The organism is Tenacibaculum sp. AHE14PA (assembly GCF_019278465.1).
Classification (GTDB): domain Bacteria; phylum Bacteroidota; class Bacteroidia; order Flavobacteriales; family Flavobacteriaceae; genus Polaribacter; species Polaribacter bernardetii.
Genome location: NZ_CP058983.1, coordinates 721,532 through 735,450, shown reverse-complemented (window position 1 = coordinate 735,450; position 13,919 = coordinate 721,532). Strand labels below are relative to the sequence as shown.

Genomic DNA, 13,919 nt, shown 5'->3' with positions numbered 1-13,919 from the left:
CTTAAAATCAATTATTACTTATTCAAACTCACTAGTAAAATGTAATTTTACGGTTGGGTATTTACTTTGTGTCATTTGTATTGTAAAAGCAGAGTCTGCTAAAAAGACCAACTTACCTTGTTTGTCTTTTGCTAAATAGCGCTGTTTAACACGTTTAAACTCTTTAAATTCATCATTTTTTGGATCTTCTGGTTGTACCCAGCAAGCTTTATGTACAGAAATGTTTTCATACGTACATTTTGCACCATATTCGTGTTCTAAACGGTACTGAATTACTTCGTATTGTAGGGCACCTACAGTACCAACAATTCTACGTCCGTTCATATCCATTGTAAATAATTGCGCAACACCTTCATCCATTAATTGATCTAAACCTTTGTAGAGTTGTTTAGACTTCATAGGGTCGGCATTGTTTACATAACGGAAATGCTCTGGAGAGAAACTCGGAATTCCTTTAAAGTTTAATGCTTCTCCTTCGGTTAAAGTATCACCAATTTTAAAGTTACCGGTGTCATGTACACCAACAATGTCACCAGGAAAAGATTCGTCTACAATTTGTTTCTTCTCTGCGAAAAAGGCATTTGGACTCGAAAATTTCATCTTCTTACCGTTACGAACGTGTAAATACGGAGAGTTTCTTTTAAAAGTTCCTGAAACAATTTTTATAAAAGCCAGTCTGTCTCTGTGTTTAGGATCCATGTTTGCATGAATCTTAAAAACAAAGCCCGTTAATTTTTCTTCTTTAGAATCTACTAAACGTTCTTCAGCTTTTTTAGGTTGTGGTTGTGGTGCTATTTCAATAAAAGCATCTAACAATTCTTTTACACCAAAGTTATTTAAAGCGGAACCAAAGAAAACAGGTTGTAAATCACCTGCTAAATATTCTTGCTGATTAAATTCAGGATATACTTCAAATACCAATTCAGATTCTTCTCGTAAAGTTTCTGCAGCAGTTTCTCCAATGATTTCGTCTAATTTTGGATTAGATAAGTCGTCAAACTGAAGTCCTTCCGTAATTTTTGTTTTATTATCTCCCGAAAAAAGATTTAATTTCTTTTCCCAAATATTATAAATTCCTTTAAAATCATACCCCATTCCAATAGGAAAACTCATAGGTGTAACACGTAAACCAAGTTTTTGCTCTACTTCATCTAATAAATCAAACGCATCTTTTCCTTCACGGTCTAATTTATTAATGAATACTAACATCGGTATTTTACGCATTCTACAAACTTCAACTAATTTTTCGGTTTGAGGCTCTACACCTTTGGCAACATCAATTACCACAATAACACTGTCTACAGCTGTTAGAGTTCTAAAAGTATCTTCCGCAAAATCTTTGTGACCAGGCGTATCTAAAATGTTTATTTTTTTGTCTTTATAAATGAAAGCTAAAACCGAAGTAGCAACCGAAATTCCACGCTGACGCTCAATCTCCATAAAATCGGAAGTGGCTCCCTTTTTTATTTTGTTGTTTTTAACAGCTCCAGCTTCCTGAATAGCACCACCAAATAATAATAACTTTTCAGTTAAAGTAGTTTTACCTGCATCAGGGTGTGATATAATTCCGAACGTACGTCGTTTTTGTATTTCTTTAAAAAAACTCATCTATAAATTTTAAGGCTGCAAAGATAAGGTTTAATGCTTAACTCTTCAAAGGTTTAATTGTTGAACTGATATCATTTTTGTAAGTTTGTTTTTCGTAAATTAAATAGATGAAAGAACAAGTAATATTAGTAGACGAGCAAGACAATCAAATTGGATTGATGGAGAAAATTGAAGCGCATGAAAAAGCATTGCTACACAGGGCTTTTTCAGTTTTTGTTTTTAATGATAAGAAAGAATTGATGTTGCAACAACGTGCTGCTGAGAAATACCATTCGCCGTTATTATGGACAAATACTTGCTGTTCACATCAAAGAGAAGGGGAAACAAATTTAGCGGCAGGAAAACGCCGACTGCAAGAAGAAATGGGATTTGTTTGTGAGTTAAAAGAAGTGTTTTCTTTTATTTACAAAGCGCCTTTTGATAACGGATTAACAGAACATGAATTTGATCATGTAATGGTAGGTGATTTTAACGGGGGACCAAACATTAACGCTGAAGAGGTAGCATCTTATAAGTGGATGACCTTAGAAGCTGTAAAAAAGGATATCGAAAGCAATCCAAAAATATATACTGCTTGGTTTAAAATTATATTTAAAGAATCTTACGACGCCTTAAAAAATGCCTAGAGTAACCGTACATAGAAAAGCCCATTTTAATGCAGCGCATAGATTGTGTAATCCGAAATGGTCTGATGAAAAAAATCTGGAAGTTTTCGGGAAATGTAGCAATCCTAATTACCACGGTCATAATTACGAGTTAATTGTTTCGCTAACAGGTGAAATAGATACTGATACGGGCTATGTGTATGATTTAGGTTTATTACGAGAATTGATCAAGAGGGAAGTAGAAGATGCTTTTGATCACAAAAATTTGAATGTAGAAGTGGCGGAATTTAAAGATTTGATTCCTACAGCCGAAAATATATCAGTGGTAATATTTAACAAATTACGTGTAAGTATTCCTGAAAAATTAGACTTAGAAATAACGTTATATGAAACCCCAAGAAACTTTGTAACCTATAGCGGTAACTAATTATGATAAGTCAATTATTGCGATTCGAACCTATTTTAAAATCCAAAATTTGGGGGGGAGAAAAATTACATACACTACTCAATAAAAAAACAAATAGTAAAGATATTGGTGAAAGTTGGGAAATTTCTGATGTAGAAAATGATGTTTCTATAGTTAGCAACGGAGGTCTTAAAGGAAGAAGTTTAAATGAATTGATATCGGAATTTAAGCAAGATGTTTTGGGAGATAAAGTGTATCATATCTTTCAAGATAAATTTCCGTTACTTATCAAGTTTATAGATGCCAAGCGAAAATTAAGTTTACAAGTACATCCTAACGATATTTTAGCGCAAAAAAGACATAACTCCTTAGGTAAAACCGAAATGTGGTATGTGGTTAATGCAGATAAAAAGGCAAAAATTATAGTGGGCTTTTCGGAGGAAGCGGATAAGAATTCTTTTGTAAAAACGATAGAAGCAGGCAATGAAACAGCTTTACTAAATGTTGATTTTGTAAAAAAAGGGGATACCTTTCTAGTGCCTGCAGGTAGAGTACATGCAATCGGTAAAGGTGTTTTATTAGCTGAAATTCAAGAAACATCCGACGTTACGTATCGTATCTCTGACTGGAATAGAAAAGATGCTAATGGAAAACAGCGAGATTTGCATTTAGATTTGGCTTTAGATGCTATAGATTATTCAGCAAAATCGAATTATAAGGCAGAGTATCTTAAGAAAAAAAATAAACCTTCAAATATTGTAGATTGTAAATATTTTACAACAAATTTTCTACATCTAACAAAAAACTACACCGTAAATCATGAAGATAAAGACAGCTTTGTAATATACATGTGTGTAGAAGGAACAGCTATTTTCGAATATGATAAACAACAAGAAAGATTGCAAATAGGAGAAACTATTTTAGTGCCAGCTTGTATTAAAAGAGTAAATGTTTTAACCGAAAACACGAAGCTTTTAGAGGTGTATATAAAGTAAAACAGACTCAAAATTTACGTTGAGTCTGTAACCAATCTCAAATTTAAGAGCCATTTAAAAAGTTGTAACCAAATACAGCCTTGCAGATAATATTGCGCTCTTTTTCCGCTTTTTTAGATACTGTAATGTGTAAGATAACCTCGGAGTCACTCAGTTTTTTAATATAATTATGAATAATAAGTTTATCATTTAGAAAAGCATTTTTTATAAAGTCAAATTCGATACTTTTAAAACTGATGCTGGATGCAGGTTGATGTAGGTTAAGAGATGAAGTTACGGTAGCTTCAATTTTATGGTATAAAATTGAGGTTTTTAGTGTTTTGTTTTTGTTAACTTGTTTTTTGTTAACAGTAAATTGAAAATTGTGATCTTTAGGTAGTTTATAAGTTTGCATGATGTGATGAGTTTATTGGTGGGAAATTCGATTTTCTGAAAAAAATGTTTTTAGTAGAATTCATTCTCTTAGCTGCATACATGTTAATTCGTAGGGCGTTTTTTACTGTTTTGATCATAATTAAAGTTTTAATTTTAGTAAATAAAAAAAGGTGCTTTTTATAAAAAAGCACCTTTTGTAGTTTGTATTAAATGTCGGTTTTTAAAACCGTTGTTTAAAGCTGTTCTCTAAAGTACTTTTTTTTATAAACACATATTGTTTGCGCATGCAGGTAATACACATAATCATATTGATAGTGTTTAAAATAAAGCGATACGTGTTTAAAAGTACTTTCATAAGATCAAATGTAACATTTTTTTTTACATTGCTGTAATAAATAAAAAAGAATAACCTTAAGTAGTTAAGAAGCCACTGCAAGTAAAAGAAAAGAAGTTGTATAAATATGTATCTTTGGCGTGTATAAATGAAGATTGGTAAAATGGTTTTTTGAATGTTGTAACGCATTAGCTACTTAAAGTGATTCATGTAAATATGACCAATTTTTAAACAATTAGCAAATGAATAATATAAAAGTAATTGCCTTTGATGCGGATGATACTTTGTGGGTAAACGAAACTTATTTTAGAGAGGCTGAGAATGAGTTTGCAAAGTTGTTGTCTGGTTATGAAACAGAAAATAAGATTCATCAAGAATTGTATAAAAAAGAAATCGACAATCTAAAAATTTACGGGTATGGTGTAAAAGGTTTTGTGCTTTCGATGGTAGAATGTGCGTTGGAATTATCAAACTATAAAATCAATCCAAAAACCATCGATAAAATTCTAGAGATTGGTAAAGAAATGCTCGAGCAACCCATCGATTTATTAGATGGAGTAGAAGAGGTGTTGCAAAAATTACAAGGTAAGTATAAGTTAATTGTAGCCACTAAAGGAGATTTGTTAGATCAGGAACGGAAACTAGAAAAATCAGGAATTTTAAAATACTTTCACCATACAGAGGTGATGAGTGATAAAAAAGAAAAGGATTATGTAAAGTTGATAAAGCATTTAGATATCAATCCGTCGGAATTATTAATGATTGGGAATTCATTAAAATCAGATGTTTTACCCTTGGTAGCATTAGGCGCTGCTGCAGTGCACGTTCCTTTTCATACTACTTGGGCACACGAAGAGGTAAGTAATGAACAAAAGTCAGATAGTTATAAAACAGTAGCTAAAATTACAGAAGTATTAACTTTTTTATAAATGAAGTATTTAAATATTGAAAAGTGGAATAGAAAGCAGCATTTTAAGCACTTTAGAACTTTAGCAGATCCAACATTCGGTATGGTAGCAGATGTAGATGTTTCTAAGTGTTATGAAACCGCAAAAGAAAGAAATCAATCGTTTTTTGTGCGCTATTTACATGCATGTATGAAGGCTATTAATGCTGTTGAAAACTTTAAATATAGAATAGAAGGGGATAAAATTGCCATTTATGCGGTAATAAATGCATCGGCAACCATAGCAAGACCCGATCATACTTTCGGATTTTCATACATAGAATTTTCATGTGATTTTGAAGTGTTTAGCGTAAATTTTCAAAAAGAAAAAGAACGTATTATAAATTCATCCGATTTGTTTCCTGAAAAATATTCCTTAGGCTGCATACATTGTTCGGCTGTACCTTGGGTTTCCTTTACCAGTCATAAAGAACCAAGTTCGGGTAACAAAAATGATAGTGTTCCGCAAGTTGCTTTCGGAAAAATAAAATTAGAAAATAATAAGAAAAAGATGCCTGTAGCAGTAAATGTAAACCATGCTTTAGTAGACGGATATCACGTAGGACAATTTTTTGATAAATTTCAGGCTGAATTAGATAAAATCGATTAATTTTGCAAAAAAATAATAATTATGGCAAGTATTAAAAACTTAAAAAAAGATATCGATTATACTTTAGGAGATATTATTGATATCTGTAGATTATCTGCACAATTAAACCCAGAGGTAGATCAAGAAAAATCAGAAGCGATTGTTGATGAGGTTTTTGAAACTTATGATGGTTTAATAGCAAAGATAAACGCTAAGAAAGTTGAAGATAAAAAAGCACATTTTAAAGCAATAAGTACTGAATTAGAAGTAAAAGCAAACGCTTTAATTGAAAAGGTAAATAACTTATAGTTGTCTGTAAGTTAGATGTTTAAATCCGACTACTTATGAAGTGTCGGATTTTTTTTGCAAAAATTTAACATGTGTCAAGGGTTTTTTTTCGTAAATTACGTTCAGTAATATTAACATCAAATTCCCCCTTAAGCAACATGGCAAGAGCAATGTACGAATACACTAAGACGGTATTAAAGAAAGTTAGTTTTAATACGGATTTATTTTGCAAAGAGTTAGAAAAGGCATTAAACAGATTATTACCTTATGAAGTAGAGGAGCTAACAATTTGGTTAAAACAATTTACGGCAAATAGACCTGATTTATATGTTTGTTTGGCTTTAGTAAAAAAATAAGAATAAAAAAGAAGCTACTGAGCTTCTTTTTTATTCTTATTTTTTTTTCCTCTGTATTTTTGCATGAGTTTGCGGTTAAACTCGTGTTCTGAGATTTGTAGTGTAAGTATTTTTTTAAATGATAATATCTTTGAAACCTTTGTGTGAAAAGATGCTTTTAATTCATACTCCTGTTTATTTATAAATTGAAATTTTTCTAAAATTTCTTTAGAATCTTTTTCAGATAAATTTTCAATTCCTCCGTTTTTAAGGATTTTCTTTTTAATATTAAAACGCTTTTCTCTATGAAGCACCATTTTCTTTTTGTCGTACTGATTGTAAATAGGCCAAAATTTTTGAGCCTCAGCCACTGTTAAATTTAATTTTTCTGTTAAGTAGGCAATTTTATACGTGCGTATTTTTTCAGTACTTCCTTTTTTTGACTGTGCTTGACTAGACAAAATACTTAAGAAGAATATAAATACTAAGGTTAATAGTTGTTTTTTCATTTTTATTGAATTTCATTTATAAGAGTAGAGTTATCAATGGTGTTTAGGTAATCTTCTAAATGTTCGGCATCCATTGATGGTAAAATATTGTCTTCAAAATCAGAAGATTCTAAAGCAATCGCCAATTCATTAGTATCGGTATCTCCATATCCATTTTCATACCAAGATGCGATATCTGCTTGTGTTATAGTGTTAAAACTATCTTTGTTGCTAGTCGTAATGTAATGTAAACCGATAAATAATAAAACAGAGGCTGCTGCTGCAACAGGAATAAAGTCGAGTACTCTTTTGTACAAAGAAATAACTTTTACTTCTTTAGGTGCTGCTTTAAGCTTTGTTAAAATATTCTCTTCAACGGTATCAAAATAATTGGCAGGAGTTTTAAAAGTGTTTTCTTTAGATATAACGACAGTAGTTTCTGAAGAAAAGAAAGCCTCCTCCATTTCTTCAAAATAATTTTCAGGCAATGAAAACCCAGTTTTCTTGCCTGCCTTATTATTTATAAAATCTATACTATGTTTTAAATCTTTATCCATCTCTCTTCTAAGACTGTGTTTTTTGTAAAAGGTTTAATTGTGGTTCTTAATAAAGTGTGCTATTTTTTTTGCAGCAATGTGATAGGATGCTTTTAAGGCTCCAACAGAAGTTTCTAGTATTTCAGAAATCTGTGTGTACTTCATCTCATCAAAATATTTCATATTAAAAACGAGTTGTTGTTTTTGAGGTAAAGTAGCAATTGCTTGCTGTAATATAAGTTGAATTTCATCTCCAGTAAACCAATGGTCGCTATCTAAAGTAGAAACTAATTGTTGTTGGTAATCAGTAATGTCAACATTTTTCTCTTTAGCTCTTTTAGTAAGAAAGGTTATAGATTCGTTGGTAGCGATTCTGTACATCCAAGAGTAAAGCTTACTGTCGTTTTTAAAGGTATCAATATTTTTAAAAATTTTGATAAACGTATTTTGTAAAACGTCATCAGCATCATCATGAGAAACAACAATCTTTCGTATATGCCAATACAACCGCTCTTTATAAAGCGATAGCAATTGTTTAAAGGCTACTTCTTTTGTTTTAGAATTCTGAAGCGCTGCAATAAGTGTAAGTTCGTCTGTCAACTAAAGTTGTTTAGCAGTTAGACTTTAAAAATAGTAAAAGGTTTAAAAGAAAATTAAATTATTTACGAGCGCTTTCTAGAGCAACCAAATAAACGTTTTTCTTTGATGGTTTCTGAAACTCCTGCTGGTAACATTTTTTCCCATCCTTCTTCATTTTCTTTGATCATTCTTAATACCTTTCGAGAGAAAATATGTAAGCTTTCCTCGTCAATATCTTTAATATCAATAAGTCTACCATTATTTTTAAAGAACTTGTATAGTTCTTTCATTCTTGGGTGTACCTTTAAATTGTCACTGGTAATAAATTCATCAGTGTCTTCATCTTTATAAGGATACATGTATACTTTTAAATCTCGGTAGAAAAGTTTACCAAAGGCTTCTAAAATACCACCACTTAAATCACGGTAATATTTTTCATCAAAAATTTGAATAAGATTATTAACGCCCATGGCTAATCCCATTCTTTCTTTCGTAAACTCACTAAAGTAATCAACGAGTCTAAAGTATTCTTGATAGTTGGTTATCATTACGTTTTGTCCCAAAGCACATAGTAACTCTGCTCTATCTAAGAAATCACGTTCATTAATTTCTCCTTCAGCTCTTAAGTTGCTCAAGGTGATTTCAAAAATAATTTGTGTTTTTTCTGGGTTTACCTTTTTTTCTGCTAAAAACAATTCTTTCGAACGTTCAAACATATCCATATTTACTTTCGTAACAGGGCGATAGCTCCCGCGAAGCGCTAAAATATTCTTTTTATAAAGTACTTGAGCAGGTAGTAAGTTGTTTCCGTCAGGCCCAAACATAACGGCGTTTGTCATGCCGTTTTTAACTAACTGTAAACTCATTAAACGATTGTCAACATACATAAAACGAGGTCCAGAGAAATTAACCATGTCAATTTCTAAACGATCGCTATCAATGTTGTCATAAAAAGATTTTAATAATTCTTTCGGACTGTCATTTAAATAGTAGGCTCCGTACACTAAGTTTACCCCTAAAACTCCTAAAGTTTCTTGTTGTTGGCGGGCATCAGTTTCTTTAAAACGAAGGTGTAAGATAATTTCGTTATAGTCTTCAAGCGGATCTAATTGAAAACGAATACCAACCCAACCATGACCTTTAAACTTTTTAGAAAAGTTAATGGTAGCAACGGTATTTGCGTAACTAAAAAATAATTTTTCAGGATGCTTCTGACGGTCAAGACGTTCTTCAATTAAGTCCATTTCATGTCTTAACATCTTTTTTAATCGTTTTTCTGTAACATAACGATTGTCATTTTCTACACCATAAATGGCATCAGAAAAATCTTTGTCATAAGCACTCATTGCCTTTGCAATTGTACCTGAAGCACCACCAGCTCTAAAAAAATTACGAACGGTTTCTTGACCAGCGCCAATCTCAGCAAATGTTCCATAAATATGGGCATTTAAATTGATTTTTAAAGCTTTGCTGTCAGTGGTTGGTACCGTGCTTATTTTTTGATCTCCTTTAAGCGTAATTGCCATTTTATTGTTTTTTGTTACGGATAACAAATGTACTGAAAATAGGACTTATCAGATAATTTTTATTGTATTTTTGTGGTAATGAGAGATAAAAAAAAGCAATTAAAAGTAACTTTTTTAGGTACAGGAACTTCTACAGGCGTTCCAATGATTACAAGTAAGCATCCTGTAGCCTTATCTAAAGACTATAAAGACAGTCGATTGCGTTCTTCAATTATAGTTTCTTGGGATACTATAAAGTATGTGATTGACTGCGGACCTGATTTTCGCCAGCAAATGATACGTGAAAATGTGGAGTCGATAAACGGAATTTTATTTACCCACGAGCATGCCGATCATATTGCTGGTTTAGACGAAATAAGACCGTATTGTTTTCAAATAGAAGCAGTGCCTATTTACACATCAGAAAGGGTTTTAGCGGTGCTTAAAAAGAGATACGATTATATTTTTGCCACTGAAAATAGGTATCCGAGTGCACCAAAAGTAGCTCCGAATATTATTTCGCATCACGAAAGCTTTTTTTTAGAGGATGTGAAAGTGACGCCAGTTGAACTATTGCACGGGCGATTGCCTATTTTAGGGTATCGCTTTAATGATATTGCGTATCTTACAGATATTAAAACAATATCCGAAGTAGAAAAAAAGAAATTAGCGAATTTAGAGGTGTTGATTGTAACAGGGCTTCGTAAAGAACCTCATGCGACTCATTTTAATTTAGAGGAAGCTTTGGCTTTTATAGCAGAATTAAATCCGAAGAAAGCCTATTTAACGCATATTAGCGAATTGCTTGGTTTGCATGAAGAGGTGGAAAAAGAACTGCCTGAAAATGTGTTTTTAGCGTATGACGGATTAACAATTTAAAAGAGTATTACATATTTTGATACCGTGATTGATTTAAATTACTATAAATAAGTAGCAATTTTAAAAGTGCTCCTTACTTTTACATAAAATACTAATTGAATGAAAATAATTATATCTCCGGCAAAGTCTTTAGATTTTGAAACCAAAGCGAATACCGACCTATATACACAACCACGATTTTTAGAGCAGTCAAAAAAACTAAACAACAAATTAAAAACACTTTCACGAAAAAAACTGAGTGATTTAATGAAGATTTCTGATGATTTAGCAAGTTTAAATTATGATAGAAATCAAGATTGGCAAACTCCGTTTGAAATAGAAAATTCTAAACAGGCTATTTATTCTTTTACGGGTGAAGTTTTTAGAGGTATTGAGGTAACAACACTTTCTGAAGATAAATTACCAATTTTACAAGACAGACTTCGAATTTTATCTGGTTTATACGGATTGTTAAGACCGTTAGATTTAATTCAGCCGTATCGTTTAGAAATGGGGACTAAATTAAAAGTAGGTAGAACAGAAAATTTATATCAATTTTGGAATACTGATTTGGCAGATTCTTTAAATGCCGAATTAGAAGAGAATGAACTGTTAATTAACTTAGCAAGTACAGAGTATTTTAAAGCTTTGCCCCAAAAAGTCTTAAAAGTACCCATGATAACGCCTGTTTTTAAAGATCTTAAAAACGGAGAGTATAAAACCATTATGACCTATGCTAAAAAAGCACGTGGTTTAATGGTGCGCTATATTATTGAAAATGATGTAAAAACAATAGAGGCTTTAAAAGGTTTTGATGTTGATAATTACAGGTTTTCTGAAGAAATGTCTACTAAAAACGAATTATTTTTCACAAGATAAAATGAGAAGTATAATAATTAAGCTGATAAAATTATGTGGTGTGCTAACTTTTTTAGTATTGCTTGTTATTTACTTATGCAATTTTTTAGTGGAAAAAAAAGCAGCAGATAAAGTATATACAAGCGTAAATGAAATACCCGAAAACAAAGTGGGTTTGGTTTTAGGGACGAGTAAATATTTAGTAGGCGGACAAGTAAATTTGTATTATAAGTACAGAATAGATGCGGCAGCAGAATTATACAAGTCACGTAAAATAGCATATATAATCGTTAGTGGAGATAACGGTACAAAGGAATACAATGAGCCGTCTAGATTTAAAAACGACTTAATTAAAGCAGGGATTCCTGAGGGTAAAATATTTTTAGATTATGCTGGTTTTAGAACGTTAGATTCTGTGGTGCGTGTAAAAGAAATATTCGGCCAAACTTCTGTAACCATCGTATCGCAACAATTCCATAATGAAAGGGCTATTTATTTAGCAAATTACTTTGGCATTAAAGCAATAGGTTTTAATGCCAAAGGTGTTTCTAGTAAATACGGACTAAAAGTACAGTTAAGAGAGTACTTAGCGCGGGTTAAAGTATTTGTTGATATTGTACTAAATGTGCAACCTAAATTTTTAGGAAAACCGATTGAAGTAAAATAGCTTAACAAGCAGCTAACCCAACAGTAATTGCTAAGCCACCTTCTGAGGTTTCTTTATAATTACGGTGCATGTCTTTTGCAGTTTCCCACATCGTATCAATTACTTTGTCTAAAGGAACTAAAGATTCTTTAGGGTCTGTTTCTAATGCCAACTCAGCAGCATTAATCGCCTTAATTGCTCCCATAGCATTGCGTTCTATACAAGGTATTTGAACCAAGCCACCAATAGGGTCGCAGGTTAAACCTAAATGATGTTCCATAGCTATTTCGGCAGCAACCAAACATTGCCCTGGTGTTCCTCCTAAAAGTTCTGTTAGCGCAGCAGCAGCCATTGCTGATGAAACGCCTATTTCTGCCTGGCAACCACCCATTGCTGCAGATATGGTTGCGTTCTTTTTAAAGATACTTCCGATTTCGCCAGCTACTAATAAGAATTTTTTAATATGTTCAAAATCAGCTTCGTGATTTTCAATCACTAAATAATACATTAAAACAGCAGGAATAACACCTGCACTTCCGTTTGTAGGTGCAGTTACAACCCTACCTAATGCAGCGTTTACTTCATTGACTGATAAAGCCAAACAACTTACCCATTTTAAGATTTCACGAAATTTTACTTCAGTGCTTCTAATAGCAGTAATCCACTCTTGTTGGTTCGTGTATGCTGCGTCTTTAATTAATTTTGTATGTGTGCCAAATGCTCTTCGCTTTACATTTAATCCGCCAGGTAAAATACCTTCAGTATGGCAGCCAATGTACATGCATTCTAACATCGTCTCCCAGGTGCGTTTTAGTTCAGCGTCAATTTCAGCAGAAGATCTTAAAACTAACTCATTTTGATAAACGATGTCAGAAATGTTTTTTTGCTCCCTGTCACAATACGCTTCTAATTCGGTTGCTCGATTTATTGGGAACGGAAAATTTTTCTTGTTGATTTCGGTATCTAAAGGAACCTCTACTTCTTCCTGAATAACAAAACCTCCTCCGATTGAATAATAGGTTTCACTAGAAATTTCTTTACCTTTAGAAAAAGCTTTGAAGGTTAGTCCGTTAGAGTGAAACGGTAAAAAATCTTTATTAAAAACGATGTTTTCTATAGAAAAAACAAGGTGCTTTTCTGCATTAAAGTGTAAAGTCTTCGTTTCTTTTATTTGATCAATAATCGTTTCTATGTTTTCAACAGGTATATACTCAGGATCTGTACCGCTTAAGCCTAATAAAATAGCTAAATCGGTTGCATGACCTTTTCCTGTTAAAGATAAAGAGCCGTATAAATCTATTTTAACACCATCAATAGTAGTAAATAAATGTGTTTTTTTTAATTTTTCAATCCATTCTTGGGCAGCTCTCCATGGGCCTAAAGTATGTGAGCTAGAAGGGCCAACGCCAATTTTTAACATGTCAAAAACACTAATAAACTGCGACATAAATATAGTTTGTTTGTTGATGGCTAAAATAGAAAAAGTCCTGTATTTAAATCAATACAGGACTTTTTTTTATGAAAAATGTGTTTTTACATTCCGTAAACAGACTCTTTGCCAAATTTTTGAGCTAACATATAGTAAACTACAGCACGGTATTTATTTCTTTCAGATCTTCCTATTTTTTCTACAACCTCGTCAATAGCCTTGTCTAATTCAGGGCTATCAGCTAAACCTAGTTTTTTCATTAAGAAGTTTTTCTTAACTGTTTCTAATTCTTTCGCATCAGTACCAGATACCGTTTCGGCATCTTTTTTATAAATTGAAGGTCCTAAGCCTTTGGTTACCGCTTTTAATAAATCAAGATTACAAGGAAGATTTCTATCATCCATAAATTTTTTATACAATGCTACTTTTTCGTCAAATTTACTCATGATTTTTTTGTTTATAATTAGGTGCAAGTTTTGTTGTAAAACTTTAATACTCCCAAATATAGAAAAATATTTGATTCTTTCAAATAAGAAAAT

Annotated in this window: 18 protein-coding genes; 10 read left to right on the top strand and 8 right to left on the bottom strand. The window is 32.1% G+C overall.

Annotation, left to right across the window (positions count from 1 at the left end):
• Positions 1-18 precede the first annotated feature (18 nt).
• Positions 19-1,608, bottom strand: coding sequence for a peptide chain release factor 3 (locus H0I30_RS03350; protein ID WP_218772902.1), 1,590 nt, complete (start codon positions 1,606-1,608; stop codon positions 19-21).
• Positions 1,609-1,715: 107 nt separating this feature from the next.
• On the opposite strand from H0I30_RS03350, the gene idi reads away from it, so the two are divergent.
• The 3 genes from idi to H0I30_RS03335 are packed head-to-tail and all read left to right on the top strand — an operon-like array spanning position 1,716 to position 3,614.
• On the top strand, positions 1,716-2,234 hold the full coding sequence (gene idi / locus H0I30_RS03345; RefSeq protein WP_218772901.1) for an isopentenyl-diphosphate Delta-isomerase: 519 nt from the start codon (positions 1,716-1,718) through the stop codon (positions 2,232-2,234).
• Entirely contained in the window at positions 2,227-2,640 is a 414-nt protein-coding gene (locus H0I30_RS03340; RefSeq protein WP_218772900.1) for a 6-carboxytetrahydropterin synthase, read from the top strand. Before idi ends, H0I30_RS03340 begins: the two co-directional genes overlap by 8 nt.
• 2 nt (positions 2,641-2,642) lie before the next feature.
• Positions 2,643-3,614 (top strand): type I phosphomannose isomerase catalytic subunit, encoded by a 972-nt coding sequence (locus H0I30_RS03335; RefSeq protein ID WP_218772899.1) that lies wholly within the window; start codon positions 2,643-2,645, stop codon positions 3,612-3,614.
• A 43-nt stretch (positions 3,615-3,657) separates the two neighbouring features.
• Here the strand turns inward: H0I30_RS03335 and H0I30_RS03330 are convergent, their stop codons facing one another.
• Entirely contained in the window at positions 3,658-4,008 is a 351-nt protein-coding gene (locus H0I30_RS03330) for a hypothetical protein (RefSeq protein ID WP_218772898.1), read from the bottom strand.
• 557 nt (positions 4,009-4,565) lie between these two features.
• On the opposite strand from H0I30_RS03330, the gene H0I30_RS03325 reads away from it, so the two are divergent.
• From H0I30_RS03325 to H0I30_RS03310, 4 genes are all read left to right on the top strand, one after another.
• Positions 4,566-5,252, top strand: a complete 687-nt coding sequence (locus H0I30_RS03325) for an HAD family hydrolase (protein ID WP_218772897.1) — start codon at positions 4,566-4,568, stop codon at positions 5,250-5,252.
• Positions 5,253-5,879 carry a CatA-like O-acetyltransferase gene (locus H0I30_RS03320; RefSeq protein ID WP_218772896.1) on the top strand — a complete coding sequence of 209 codons (627 nt, stop codon included), beginning with the start codon at positions 5,253-5,255 and terminating at the stop codon, positions 5,877-5,879.
• A 21-nt stretch (positions 5,880-5,900) separates the two neighbouring features.
• A complete protein-coding gene (locus H0I30_RS03315) occupies positions 5,901-6,167 on the top strand; it encodes a hypothetical protein (protein ID WP_218772895.1) in 267 nt (88 codons plus the stop codon).
• 137 nt (positions 6,168-6,304) lie between these two features.
• Entirely contained in the window at positions 6,305-6,502 is a 198-nt protein-coding gene (locus H0I30_RS03310) for a hypothetical protein (RefSeq protein WP_218772894.1), read from the top strand.
• A gap of 14 nt (positions 6,503-6,516) precedes the next feature.
• On the opposite strand, the gene H0I30_RS03305 is transcribed toward H0I30_RS03310, so the two are convergent.
• The 4 genes from H0I30_RS03305 to H0I30_RS03290 all read right to left on the bottom strand — a co-directional run bounded on the left by H0I30_RS03305 (position 6,517) and on the right by H0I30_RS03290 (position 9,610).
• Positions 6,517-6,990 (bottom strand): sensor of ECF-type sigma factor, encoded by a 474-nt coding sequence (locus tag H0I30_RS03305; RefSeq protein WP_218772893.1) that lies wholly within the window; start codon positions 6,988-6,990, stop codon positions 6,517-6,519.
• A 2-nt stretch (positions 6,991-6,992) separates the two neighbouring features.
• A complete protein-coding gene (locus tag H0I30_RS03300) occupies positions 6,993-7,526 on the bottom strand; it encodes a hypothetical protein (RefSeq protein WP_218772892.1) in 534 nt (177 codons plus the stop codon).
• 33 nt (positions 7,527-7,559) lie between these two features.
• Positions 7,560-8,105 (bottom strand): RNA polymerase sigma factor, encoded by a 546-nt coding sequence (locus H0I30_RS03295; protein WP_218772891.1) that lies wholly within the window; start codon positions 8,103-8,105, stop codon positions 7,560-7,562.
• A gap of 62 nt (positions 8,106-8,167) precedes the next feature.
• Complete coding sequence (locus tag H0I30_RS03290) at positions 8,168-9,610, bottom strand: TonB-dependent receptor (protein ID WP_218772890.1); 1,443 nt, start codon at positions 9,608-9,610, stop codon at positions 8,168-8,170.
• 78 nt (positions 9,611-9,688) lie between these two features.
• Between H0I30_RS03290 and H0I30_RS03285 the strand changes: the two genes are divergently transcribed.
• From H0I30_RS03285 to H0I30_RS03275, 3 genes are all read left to right on the top strand, one after another.
• The gene (locus tag H0I30_RS03285) at positions 9,689-10,468 is read left to right on the top strand and encodes an MBL fold metallo-hydrolase (protein WP_218772889.1); all 780 of its coding nucleotides are present in this window, start codon (positions 9,689-9,691) and stop codon (positions 10,466-10,468) included.
• Between the two features lie 99 nt (positions 10,469-10,567).
• The gene (gene yaaA, locus H0I30_RS03280; RefSeq protein ID WP_218772888.1) at positions 10,568-11,326 is read left to right on the top strand and encodes a peroxide stress protein YaaA; all 759 of its coding nucleotides are present in this window, start codon (positions 10,568-10,570) and stop codon (positions 11,324-11,326) included.
• Between the two features lie 88 nt (positions 11,327-11,414).
• Positions 11,415-11,972: a vancomycin high temperature exclusion protein gene (locus H0I30_RS03275; protein ID WP_370624047.1), complete on the top strand. Its 558-nt coding sequence runs from the start codon at positions 11,415-11,417 to the stop codon at positions 11,970-11,972.
• Position 11,973: 1 nt separating this feature from the next.
• On the opposite strand, the gene H0I30_RS03270 is transcribed toward H0I30_RS03275, so the two are convergent.
• Both H0I30_RS03270 and H0I30_RS03265 read right to left on the bottom strand, forming a co-directional pair.
• Complete coding sequence (locus tag H0I30_RS03270) at positions 11,974-13,398, bottom strand: L-serine ammonia-lyase (protein WP_218772886.1); 1,425 nt, start codon at positions 13,396-13,398, stop codon at positions 11,974-11,976.
• A gap of 86 nt (positions 13,399-13,484) precedes the next feature.
• Complete coding sequence (locus H0I30_RS03265) at positions 13,485-13,826, bottom strand: DUF2853 family protein (RefSeq protein ID WP_218772885.1); 342 nt, start codon at positions 13,824-13,826, stop codon at positions 13,485-13,487.
• Positions 13,827-13,919: the final 93 nt, after the last annotated feature.